This is a genomic window from Rathayibacter sp. AY2B3, assembly GCF_002931755.1.
GTDB lineage: Bacteria > Actinomycetota > Actinomycetes > Actinomycetales > Microbacteriaceae > Rathayibacter.
The window spans coordinates 26,653-36,828 of sequence record NZ_PSUG01000040.1; the positions used below are offsets into that span (position 1 = coordinate 26,653).

Genomic DNA, 10,176 nt, shown 5'->3' on the forward strand with positions numbered 1-10,176 from the left:
GGCTCAGGCCTCGACGTCGCCGCGCCAGGCACCGTCGGGGGTGCCCTGCTTCTCGATGTACTCCTTGAAGTTGTTCAGGTCCTTCTTCACGGCGTGGCTGCCGGCGCCGACGAGCGAGCCGAGCGTCTCGAGGAAGCCCTTGGGCTCCCAGTCGAGCTGCACGGTGACGCGGGTCTCGGTGTCGGAGAGCTTGTGGAAGGTGACGACGCCCGCGTGGTCGGTCTCGCCGCCGGTGCTGTTCCACGCGACGCGCTCGTCGGGGTGCTGCTCGGTGATGTTCGCCTCGAACTCGCGCTCGACGGGGCCGACCTTCACCTTCCAGACGGTGAGGGTGTCGGTGACCTGCTGGATCGACTCGACCTCGTCGAGGAAGCGCGGGAACTCCTCGAACTGGGTCCACTGGTTGTAGGCGACGGACACGGGGACGTTGACGTCGACGGTCTCGATGATCTGCGGCACGGTGGTGCTCCTTGCTGTCTCACTCGGTGTGCGGCGTTCCGCTGCTGCGGTCGTCACGCTCGACGTTAGGCGGGAGCCGCCTGGGAGCGCACCGGGTTGCGGACTGCCCCGAACGTGGTAAACGCGTGCGTCGCTCCGGTGTGCGTGCCGGGACCGCTCCGTTGTGCGTGCCGGACCACTCCGGTGCGGACGTCGAGACCGCTCCGATGCGCGTGCCGGGACCGCTCCGGCGGACGCCGGGACGCCGCGGGGAGCGTGCAGGTCGCGGTCAGCGGTCCTGCGGGTCGCCGCCGAGCTGGCCGATGGCGGGGAGCGGGCCGCCGTCGTCGGCGCCGGTGCGGCGCCAGCGGGCGATGGCGTTGCCGAGGTGGTAGATCACGAGGGCGGCGCCGGCGCCGAGGACGATGCCGCCGAGCTCGAAGCCGCCGGAGGAGAACGAGAAGCCGGCGATCGCGATCACGAGGGAGACCGCGGCGGTGTACTGGTTGACCGGGCGCGAGAAGTCGACGCGGTTGTCGATCCAGATCTTGATGCCGATCACGCCGATGAGGCCGTAGAGCGCCGTGGTCGCGCCGCCCAGGACTCCGGCCGGGATCGAGTTGAAGACGGCGCCGACCTTGGGCGAGAGGCTGAGCAGGATCGCGGTGACGCCGGCGACCCAGTAGGCGGCCGTCGAGTACACGCGGGTGGCGGCCATCACTCCGATGTTCTCGCCGTAGGTCGTGGTGCCGGAGCCGCCGAAGGCGCCGGAGAGGGTGGTCGCCACGCCGTCCGCGATCAGCGCCCGGCCGGTACTGGCGTTGGCGGAGGCGTCGGTCATCGTCGCGACGCCGCGGACGTGTCCGACGTTCTCGGCGATGAGGACGAGCACGACCGGCAGGAACATCGCGATGCCCGACCACGTGGATCCGGAGGCGAAGTCGGGGAAGGTGAACGGCGGCAGGCCGAACCAGTCGGCCGCACCGACCGCGGAGTAGTCGATCTCGTTCCGCAGCAGGGCGACGACGTAGCCGATGACCACGCCGAGGAAGATCGAGACGCGGCCGAGGAAGCCGCGGAGGAACACGCTCGACAGGATGATCGCGGCGAGCGTGATCGTCCCGGTGATCGGCGCCTGCTTGAAGCTGAGGTACGCGGTCGGAGCCAGGTTGAACCCGATCAGGGCCACGATCGCGCCGGCCACGACCGGGGGCATCAGCCTGTCGATCCAGCCGAGGCCGACGACCTGCACGAGGACGCCGACGGCGGCCAGGAGCAGGCCCACGGCGACGACTCCGGCGAGCGCCGACCCCGTCCCTCCGACAGCGGTCGCGGCCGTGACGGGCGCGATGAACGCGAAGCTCGAGCCGAGGTAGCTGGGGAGCCGGTTGCGCGTGATCAGGAGGAACAGCAGCGTCCCGACTCCGGAGAAGAGCAGGGTCGTGGCGACCGGGAACCCGGTGAGCACGGGCACGAGGAACGTCGCCCCGAACATGGCGACGACGTGCTGGATGCCGATGGCGATCGTGGCCGGCCAGGCGAGCCGCTCGCCCGGGGCGACGACGGCGCCGGGCTCGACGGTGCGGCCGTCTCCGTGCAGGGTCCAGATGGGCATGGGGCTCCTCGGCGGGGAAGGGAGGCGGGGGTCGAGGTTCACAGTAGCGAGGGGTCTGGCCGTGCCGCGGCACCCGACCTACGATCGGGCCATGGACGGTGCGCGGCGTCTCGGCGAGGACGAGTTCTCCGCGCACCTCGCCGAGCGGGTCGCGCGGATCCGCGGGTCGTTCGGCGATCTCCCGCTCTGGGCGGTCTCGGGCTGGAGGGGTCCGCGACTGCTGGCGGAATGGGCGCTGACCGGCGGCCCGCGGGGGCTCTCGTTCCTCGCCGACGACGCGGTGCCGGGCGGGGCGGGCCCCTCCGTCGAGATCCGCACGACCCTCGGCGATCCGCGGCACGACGTCGCGCTGCTCTGCTGCCGGGAGGAGGCGCCCGTCTCGTTCGTGCAGCCGGAGGCGCTGCCCGCGCCCACGCGGATCACGGAGATCCCGGTCGACGGGGCTCCGGAGCCCTTCGAGGTCTGGGAGGGAGCCGGGGCCGTGCGCGCCGCCGCGTGGGTGCGGGGGCACGTCCTCACGCTCGAGTGCCGCGGAGTCGATCTGGACGCTCTCGCGCTGGACGAGGTGGACGACATCGAGCCGTTCGTGGCCGGGTGGCTGGAGTTCGTGAGCGCCTCGAGGCGCTGAGTGCCGACCCGCGCGCCCGCGCTGCTGGGAGAGCGCGGAGTCCCGCCCGGCGCGCCGGTGAAAGATGTGCGCCGATCCCGGACAGGAGGGAGCATGAGGCACATGCCAGCTCCCCTCGCGGGTCCCGACCGGTTCGCCGCGGTCGCCGCCGCGGTCGCCGATCCCGTCCGCCGCTACCTCTGGCGGCGCACCGACTCCGCCACCGCCGACGACGTGCTCGCCGCGACGCTCTCGGTGCTCTGGCGCCGCAGCGCCGACGTCCCCGAGGACGATCCTGTGCCGTGGGCGATCGGCGTCGCCCGGCTCCAGCTGCAGAACGCCCGGCGGATGCAGCGCCGCCAGGTGATGCTCGCCCAGCGGATCGCGGTCGTCGATCCGCCCCAGGTGCAGATCGACGAGGGCGAGGCCTCGGGCGCCGAGGAGACCGTGCGCCTCGTGCTCGCCCGGATGCGCGAGCAGGACGCCGAGCTGCTGCGCCTCTGGGCGTGGGAGGAGCTCGACGTCCGCGGGATCGCCGCGGTCCTCGGAGTCACGGCGAACGCCGTCTCGATCCGCCTGCACCGCGCGCGGCGCCGCTTCGCCGAGCTCTACGACTCCATCGACCCGCACTCGCCCGAAGGGGGACTCCGATGACCGGAACCGACGACGAGGACGTCCGCCGCCTCCTCCGCACGGTCGACCCCGCGCGGAGCCTCCCCGCGCTGGACCGCGACGAGCTCGCCGAGCAGATCGCCGCCGCCACCGGCGAGGGCGCGCGGACGGTGCACTCCCGCCGCCGGTCCCCCTGGCTGATCGTGGGAGTCGGCGCGCTGAGCGCCGGGGCCGCCGCCTCCCTCCTGCTGCCCTTCGCGCTCGGGGTGGGCGGGGGCAGCACCTCGACGCTGATCCTGCCGAGCACGGGCGGGCCGATGGCGGCGTGCTCGCCGGTGACGGCCGCCGCGCTGGCCCCCGCTCAGCTCGCGTTCCGGGCGGAGGTCCGCTCGATCGACGGGAGCACCGTGACCCTGCACGTGCTCGAACGCTACGCGGGCGAGGTCGGCGACGGCGTCACGGTCACCCAGGGCAGGGAGACCGCGGTGGACGGGGCGCCGATCGTCTTCGAGACCGGGGTCGACTACCTGGTCGCGGCCGACGGCGACACGATCCTGACGTGCGGGCTCAGCGGCGAGAGCTCCCCCGAGCTCGCGGCGCTGTACCAGGAGGCGTTCTCGCGGCAGTAGGCGGAGGCGGCTAGCGCCCCGCGCGGGCGGAGGCGGGTAGCGCCCCGGGCGGGCGGTGGCAAGGGCCTCCCCGATCGGGGGGAGCGTCGCGCAGGCTGAGGCAGGGGTCGTTCGGCCCTCCCCCCTCCGGTCGCCCGGCGGCGCCCGCGGACTCCCGGCGACGCCGCCCCGCCCGCCCCGCAGGAGGCCCGCATGCCGGTGTTCCGGCTCCTCGAACCGCTCCACGCCGCCGGCGTCGCGCTCGCCGACCTCGCGAGCGATCGGCTCCGCCTCCACGGCGACGGCTCCGACGTCCGCATCACCGCCGTGACCGTCGCGCACACCGAGGCCGCCCCCGGCGCCCTCTTCGCCGCGCTCCCCGGCAGGAGGAGCCACGGGGCCCGATTCGCTGCCGCCGCGGCGGCAGCGGGCGCGGTCGCCGTGCTCACCGACGCGGGCGGGCTCGACGAGGCCCGCGCCTCCGAACTGCCTGTCCTGCTCAGCGACGACCCCCGCACCGCCCTCGGCCCGGTGGCCGCGCAGGTTTACGGCACGAGGAGCGGACCGGTGCTCCTCGGCGTGACGGGCACCAACGGCAAGACCAGCACCGTGCACCTCCTCGACGCGGTGCTCCGGCAGCTGGGCGTCGTCTCGGGGCTGAGCTCCACCGCCGAGCGCCGCAGCGCCGACCACGTGGTCGCCAGCCGCCTCACCACGCCCGAGGCCTCCGAGCTGCACGCGCTCCTCGCCCGGATGGCGGAGGACGGCGTCGAGGCGGCGGCGATCGAGGTCAGCGCTCAGGCGCTCGTGCGCTCGCGGGTGGAGGGGATCGTGCTCGACGTCGCCGGCTTCACCAACCTCAGCCACGACCACCTCGACGACTTCGGCGACCTGGACGAGTACCTCCGCGCCAAGCAGCGCCTCTTCACGCCCGAGCGGAGCCGCCGCAGCGTGGTGGTCGTCGACACCGAGGCGGGGCGCCGGGTCGCCCGCGAGGCCTCGGTCCCGGTCGTCACGCTCTCAGCCGGGGACGGAGCCGACTGGCGGATCGACGTGCTCGAGACCGCGGTGGACCGCACCCGCTTCCGGCTCACCGCCCGCGACGGCTGGTCGACGACCACCTCCGTCCCGCTCCTCGGACGCCACATGGCCTCGAACGCCGCCCTCGCGCTGGTGATGCTGATCGAGGCGGGGCACTCGCGCGACCTCGTCGCCGCGGCGATCGGCTCCGGGATCGACGTCACCGTGCCCGGGCGGACGCTGCTCGTGTCCGGGGCCGACGGGCCGCGGGTGTTCCTCGACTTCTCGCACACCCCCGACTCGGTCGCGCGCACCGTCGACGCTCTCCGCGAGGTGACGCCCGGCCGCGTGCTCGTCCTCCTCGGCGCCGACGGCGACCGCGACCCGAGCAAGCGCGCGCCGATGGGCCGGGCCGCTGCCGAGCGCGCCGACCTGGTGATCGTCACCGACCACCACCCGCGCTTCGAGGACCCGGCGCGCATCCGCCGCGCCCTGGTCGACGGCGCCCGCCGCGTCGAGCGCTGCGAGGTGCTCGAGATCGCGGAGCCGGCCGACGCCGTCCGCGCCGCTCTGCGCCGGGCCGGCCCGTCCGACTCCGTCCTCTGGGTCGGCCCCGGCGACACCGACTACCGCGTGGTCGGCGCCGACGACCTCCCCTACTCCCCCCGCGCCGACACGGCCCGCGCGCTGGCCGAAGCCGGCTGGAGCGTCGACCTGCTTGACTGACCGGGTGTTCTCGACCCTCCCGGTGCGACGCGTGCAGGCCCGCCCCGAGCATCCCGCCGACCTCGCACGCTGGCCCGCGACGCTCGCGCCGGTGCGGCAGGTGCTGGCCGAGGGCTGGGACCTCGGCCCGGTGACAGTGATCACGGGCGAGAACGGCTCGGGCAAGTCGACGCTGCTCGAGGCGGTCGCCCTCGCCTACGGGCTGAACGCGGAGGGCGGATCCACGGGCGCGATGCACTCCTCCCGCGTCTCGGAGTCGGACCTGGCCGAGCACCTCCAGCTGGTCCGCGGGGCCGGCGCGTCCAAGCGCGGCTTCTTCCTCCGAGCCGAGACGATGCACGGCTTCTTCAGCTACCTGGAGGAGGTGGGGATCGACGGCGGGTACCACGAGCGGAGCCACGGCGAGTCATTCCTCGACATCGTGGCGAACCGCTCCCGGATCAGCGGGCTGTGGCTCCTCGACGAGCCGGAGTCCGCCCTCTCGGTGTCGGGCTGCCTCGCCCTGATCGGGCAGCTGCGCGACCTGGTCGCCGACGGCTCCCAGGTCGTCCTCTCCACGCACTCGCCGATCCTCGCCGCCCTCCCCGGAGCCGACCTCTACGAGCTCGACGAGACGGGCCTGCGCCCCTGCCGCTACGACGACCTCGACCTGGTGCGGACCTGGCGCGGCTTCCTCGACCAGCCTGCCCGCTTCCTGCGGCGGCTGGAGTAGGCCGGCGCTCCGTCGCTGGGGAATGAGCCGGTCCTGGCCACAGCGGAGTGAGAACGTCGATGCTGCGGCCTGTTCCCGCGGATCCGGAGCCGCCCGGACGGATCCGTCCTCCGTCGTGAACACGGTCACGCCGCGGAAGCCGCTCGGACAGCGGGCGAGGGGCAGTTTCAAGGGGCCTCTCGGCCGATCCGGTTCACAACGGAGGAAGGATGTCGGCGGAGCAGCCTGTTCTCGCGGATCCGAAGCCGCCCAGACGATTCCTTCCTACGTTGTGGACAGAACCGGACCTGGTGCTGCGCCGGGCTTCGCCGAAGCCCTCCGATAGTCGGCCGCTTCGGGGAGCCTTCCGCGACCGACCCTGTTCACAACTCAGGAGGAACGTCGATCCGGCGACCCGTTCTCGCGGATCCGGAGCCACCCGGACGAATCCTTCCTGAGTTGTGGACACGATCCTGCCGCGGGCGCCCGCTCGGCCAGCGGGCGAGGGGCTGTTCCGAGGGGCCTCTCGGCCGATCCGGTTCATACGGGGGAAGGATGTCGTCCGAGCAGCCTGTTCTCGCGGATCCGGAGCCGGTCGGACGAATCCTTCCTACATTGTGGACAGAACCGGACCCGGTACGTCGCCGAAGGGACGACCGTCGGCGGGCCGCCCCGTACTCGCAGATCCCGAGCCGCCCGGACGGATCCCCTCCTCCGGCACGAGCACGGTCAGGCCGCGGAGGCCGCCGTCGGCCGTGCGGCCCGGGGCGCCCAGCCCACTGCGATCGCGGCGCCGGCGAGCGCGAGCTGTCCGAGCGGCGGCAGGACCGCCGAGACCAGGGAGCCGTCGCCGCCGGAGGTGACGAAGGTGTCGGCGACCGACATCCCGAAGCCGAACCCGGCGAAGAAGCGGAAGACGACGGCACCGGCGACCAGGGCGAGCATGAGCACCGCGATCCGCCGCGGCGTGAGCGGCGACCTCCGGCCGACCAGGGCGCCGACCGTCACGACGATCGCGGCGGCCGTCCAGAACGCGGCCCACCCGGTGACCCAGATCGCGTGGGAGCCGAGTTCGAAGCCGTCGCGCTCGGCCATGGTCGCGTAGATCTCCGTCAGTGCCACGCCCGGGACCTTCGCCTGCGGATTCCAGACCAGCAGGTCGACGGCGCCCACCACCGTGACGCCCGCCACGAGTGCGAGGCCGGCGAGGGCGACGGGGAGGCGCTGGGCGCGGGTCGCGGTCCGCGGCGCGAGGGCGATGGTCCGCGAGCCGCCGATGACGATCACGCCGCAGACGAGGCCGGCGAGCGAGACGGGCAAGCCGACGAGGGCGAGGGGTCCGGGGAGGAGGAGGCCGGCCGCGGTGAGCACCGGGCCGACAACGGCGGCGACCAGGGAGATCCGCGCGAGCAGCGTGCGGGCAGAGGCGGCGGCGCCCAGAAGGAGGAGCGCGCCGAGGACCGCGACCGCGACGGCGGCGACGAGCACCGCGGTCTGCACGGCTCCGACGGCGGCCAGGGCGGAGGCGGAGGCGGCACCCGGCTCGGGGACGATCCCGCCGCCGGTCAGCGCGATGCCGCTGAGCATCAGGGCGGCCGCGGCGAAGAGCGCGAGTCCGCGGCGGGCGAGGCGGCGCGGGAGGGTGCCCCGTGCTTCGCCGGTGTGCGCGGGCAGGTCGCGGTCGACGCTCACGAGCAGGGCGAGCGCTCCGAGGACGACGCCGCGACGGGGCAGGCCCAGCTCGGCGGCCCCGGCCAGGTCGGCACGCCACTCCTCGAGATAGCGCTCCCGGGCGAGCGGGGGCAGGAGCAGCGACAGGAGCCGCAGGAGGGCGCTCATGCGGTCGCCCCCGCCGCTCGCGGCGCCGTCCGCGCGGTCGATCGGATCCGCTCGATAGCGGCCCGGGCTGCCGGGGCGCCCTCCGCGGTCAGCTCGTAGAGCCGGCGACGCGGGCCGCTCCGCTCGCTCGCCGCCTCCCACTCCGAGACCACCCAGCCCGCTCCCTCGAGCCGCTCCAGGATCGGGTAGACGCTGCCCGCCGGTCGCCCAGTGGCCTTGATCACGACCATGCCCCAGGTGGGGCCGTCGGAGTCGAGGAGGGTCCGGAGGACGTCGGCGGTGGCCGGGGTGAGGCGAGGGAGTGGCTGCACGGGAGCGACGCTACCTATATAGAGATAGCGGGGTCAACACAGGCGGGACGACATCTCTCGGTAATAGCGCTCTCTGGATTCTCAGCTGCCTGTCAGCCTCTGACATACTCCGCAGATGACCGAGTTCAACCCCGCCGTATTCTCCGGCTCCGCCCCCTCCGCTCCGAAGAAGACCGGCAACGGGCTGGGCCTCGCCTCCCTCATCATCGGAATCCTCGCGCTCATCGGCGCCCTCATCCCGATCGTCAACTACGCCTCGGGCTTCCTCGCCTTCATCGGACTCGTCCTCGGCATCATCGGCCTCTTCCTCAAGGGCCGCTCTCGCGGCACAGCCATCGCCGGCACCGTCCTCAACGTGATCGCGCTGGTCCTCTCGATCATCCTCGCCGTCGTCTACACGGCCGGATTCGCGAGCGGCGTCTCGAACGCGATCGCCACCGCGCAGGCCGAGAGCTCCGAGGCCGCCGCCGTGCCGCGCACTCTCGTCTATGAGGTCACCGGCGCGGCTACCGCGGCCTCCATCACTTGGTCGACCTACGACGGAGGAACCTCCGGCTCCGAGCAGGCCACTGGCCAGGCGCTCCCCTTCACGAAGGAGCTGCAGGTCCAGACCGGAGGCGACTTCACCTTCCAGAGCTTCACGCTGACCGCCTCGAACGGCATCGACGACGAAGGCGAGATCAGCTGCCGGATCACCCTCGACGGCGAAGTCATCGCCGAGCAGACCAGCACCGGGGCCTTCGCGTCGGCGCTCTGCTCGGCGACCCCGGAGTAGCCGCCGTGCGTGAAGCCCTTTTCCCTGCACTCCTAGTGCGGCAACGCTCCTCCTGACTGCCTGCACGGCTTCCGCGCCCGCAGGAGCTCCGGTCGAGTCGACGACCCCTGCACCTGCGGCGCCCGCGACACCTGCGTTCGTCGAGCTCGACACCGCACAAGCGGCGTCCCGTTGTCTCGATCTCGTCTGCCCCAACGACATCGCGATCAAGAACCTGAGCGACGCCCTCTCCTCCGGCGAGGACGAGCTTCTGAACGGTGGCGACCCGGACCCTTCCGGCGTGCACGCCGCGGCATCCGCTCGGCTCGATCTGACAAGACGGACACTCACGCTCCGGGACGACTCGTCCTACCACTGGCCGATCGATGTCTCCGAGCAGATCGCGACGATCCGCGGCTCCTACCTCGCCGAGATGTCCACTCTCAACACGATGGCCGACTCGGCCGATTTCAGTGACGCCTATTACTCAACGTTCCCTGAGGCCACGACTGAACAGCAGAGCGCCGGACAAGAGGTCCGCTCTGCGCTGGGCATCGATCCGGACACGGTCGCCAGCTGTATCGGGCACGAGAACGGGATCGACGCTCTGACGTCCGAGAAGGAGCAGCGGGATGCCGGAGCGTAGCGCCTGATCGAGAGGCAGCGATCGGTGGGCGCGTGTTCCCGGAGACGGTCGAAAAGGGACCGAAGGCTCCGACGCCGACCAGGCGACGTGTTCGCAAGCGGGAGCTCTCGCACTGACCGTGCGGCGCCGGCCCTCGCGCCGCTAGCCGGAGCCCGCACGCAGAACGTCGGCTGAGAGCAGCCGCCCTCCGCCCTCGGGGGACGGCGGGCACTCTCAGCCGACGTTCTGCGCGCGAGCGCGGGGACTACTTGCGGAACATCCGCGCCGTGGTCTCGAAGAGGCCCTTCACGGGGCGCTGCTGCTCGCCCT

At 73.0% G+C, this 10,176-nt stretch carries 11 protein-coding genes; 7 read left to right on the forward strand and 4 right to left on the reverse strand.

Going from position 1 to position 10,176, the window contains the following annotated elements; genetic code table 11:
• Positions 1-3: 3 nt before the first annotated feature.
• Positions 4-459, reverse strand: coding sequence for an SRPBCC family protein (locus tag C5C24_RS13350; RefSeq protein WP_104224157.1), 456 nt, complete (start codon positions 457-459; stop codon positions 4-6).
• Between the two features lie 268 nt (positions 460-727).
• Positions 728-2,053 carry a uracil-xanthine permease family protein gene (locus C5C24_RS13355; protein ID WP_104225956.1) on the reverse strand — a complete coding sequence of 442 codons (1,326 nt, stop codon included), beginning with the start codon at positions 2,051-2,053 and terminating at the stop codon, positions 728-730.
• A 91-nt stretch (positions 2,054-2,144) separates the two neighbouring features.
• Here C5C24_RS13355 and C5C24_RS18050 point away from each other — a divergent pair, with 91 nt between their 5' ends.
• The 5 genes from C5C24_RS18050 to C5C24_RS13380 all read left to right on the forward strand — a co-directional run bounded on the left by C5C24_RS18050 (position 2,145) and on the right by C5C24_RS13380 (position 6,338).
• A complete protein-coding gene (locus C5C24_RS18050; RefSeq protein WP_181135538.1) occupies positions 2,145-2,681 on the forward strand; it encodes a hypothetical protein in 537 nt (178 codons plus the stop codon).
• Between the two features lie 102 nt (positions 2,682-2,783).
• Positions 2,784-3,314 carry an RNA polymerase sigma factor gene (locus C5C24_RS13365; protein WP_104305194.1) on the forward strand — a complete coding sequence of 177 codons (531 nt, stop codon included), beginning with the start codon at positions 2,784-2,786 and terminating at the stop codon, positions 3,312-3,314.
• Positions 3,311-3,901: a hypothetical protein gene (locus C5C24_RS13370; protein ID WP_104280951.1), complete on the forward strand. Its 591-nt coding sequence runs from the start codon at positions 3,311-3,313 to the stop codon at positions 3,899-3,901. Before C5C24_RS13365 ends, C5C24_RS13370 begins: the two co-directional genes overlap by 4 nt.
• 192 nt (positions 3,902-4,093) lie before the next feature.
• Entirely contained in the window at positions 4,094-5,626 is a 1,533-nt protein-coding gene (locus C5C24_RS13375; RefSeq protein ID WP_104305195.1) for a Mur ligase family protein, read from the forward strand.
• A gap of 4 nt (positions 5,627-5,630) precedes the next feature.
• Complete coding sequence (locus C5C24_RS13380) at positions 5,631-6,338, forward strand: AAA family ATPase (protein ID WP_258065247.1); 708 nt, start codon at positions 5,631-5,633, stop codon at positions 6,336-6,338.
• Between the two features lie 708 nt (positions 6,339-7,046).
• Here the strand turns inward: C5C24_RS13380 and C5C24_RS13385 are convergent.
• Both C5C24_RS13385 and C5C24_RS13390 read right to left on the reverse strand, forming a co-directional pair.
• Positions 7,047-8,156 (reverse strand): hypothetical protein, encoded by a 1,110-nt coding sequence (locus C5C24_RS13385; protein ID WP_104305196.1) that lies wholly within the window; start codon positions 8,154-8,156, stop codon positions 7,047-7,049.
• Positions 8,153-8,467: a PadR family transcriptional regulator gene (locus tag C5C24_RS13390; protein WP_104305197.1), complete on the reverse strand. Its 315-nt coding sequence runs from the start codon at positions 8,465-8,467 to the stop codon at positions 8,153-8,155. Before C5C24_RS13390 ends, C5C24_RS13385 begins: the two co-directional genes overlap by 4 nt.
• A gap of 115 nt (positions 8,468-8,582) precedes the next feature.
• Here C5C24_RS13390 and C5C24_RS13395 point away from each other — a divergent pair, with 115 nt between their 5' ends.
• Complete coding sequence (locus C5C24_RS13395) at positions 8,583-9,242, forward strand: MmpS family transport accessory protein (RefSeq protein ID WP_104280948.1); 660 nt, start codon at positions 8,583-8,585, stop codon at positions 9,240-9,242.
• Positions 9,243-9,522: 280 nt separating this feature from the next.
• Complete coding sequence (locus C5C24_RS13400) at positions 9,523-9,867, forward strand: hypothetical protein (RefSeq protein ID WP_104305198.1); 345 nt, start codon at positions 9,523-9,525, stop codon at positions 9,865-9,867.
• The last annotated feature ends 309 nt before the right edge of the window (positions 9,868-10,176 follow it).

Bases quoted from the DNA above. Each gene is read 5' to 3' on its own strand.
- C5C24_RS13370 (WP_104280951.1), top strand. From the start codon at position 3,311: ATGACCGGAACCGACGACGAGGACGTCCGCCGCCTCCTCCGCACGGTC.
- C5C24_RS13385 (WP_104305196.1), bottom strand. From the start codon at position 8,156: ATGAGCGCCCTCCTGCGGCTCCTGTCGCTGCTCCTGCCCCCGCTCGCC.
- C5C24_RS13355 (WP_104225956.1), bottom strand. From the start codon at position 2,053: ATGCCCATCTGGACCCTGCACGGAGACGGCCGCACCGTCGAGCCCGGC.
- C5C24_RS13395 (WP_104280948.1), top strand. From the start codon at position 8,583: ATGACCGAGTTCAACCCCGCCGTATTCTCCGGCTCCGCCCCCTCCGCT.
- C5C24_RS18050 (WP_181135538.1), top strand. From the start codon at position 2,145: ATGGACGGTGCGCGGCGTCTCGGCGAGGACGAGTTCTCCGCGCACCTC.
- C5C24_RS13375 (WP_104305195.1), top strand. From the start codon at position 4,094: ATGCCGGTGTTCCGGCTCCTCGAACCGCTCCACGCCGCCGGCGTCGCG.
- C5C24_RS13365 (WP_104305194.1), top strand. From the start codon at position 2,784: ATGCCAGCTCCCCTCGCGGGTCCCGACCGGTTCGCCGCGGTCGCCGCC.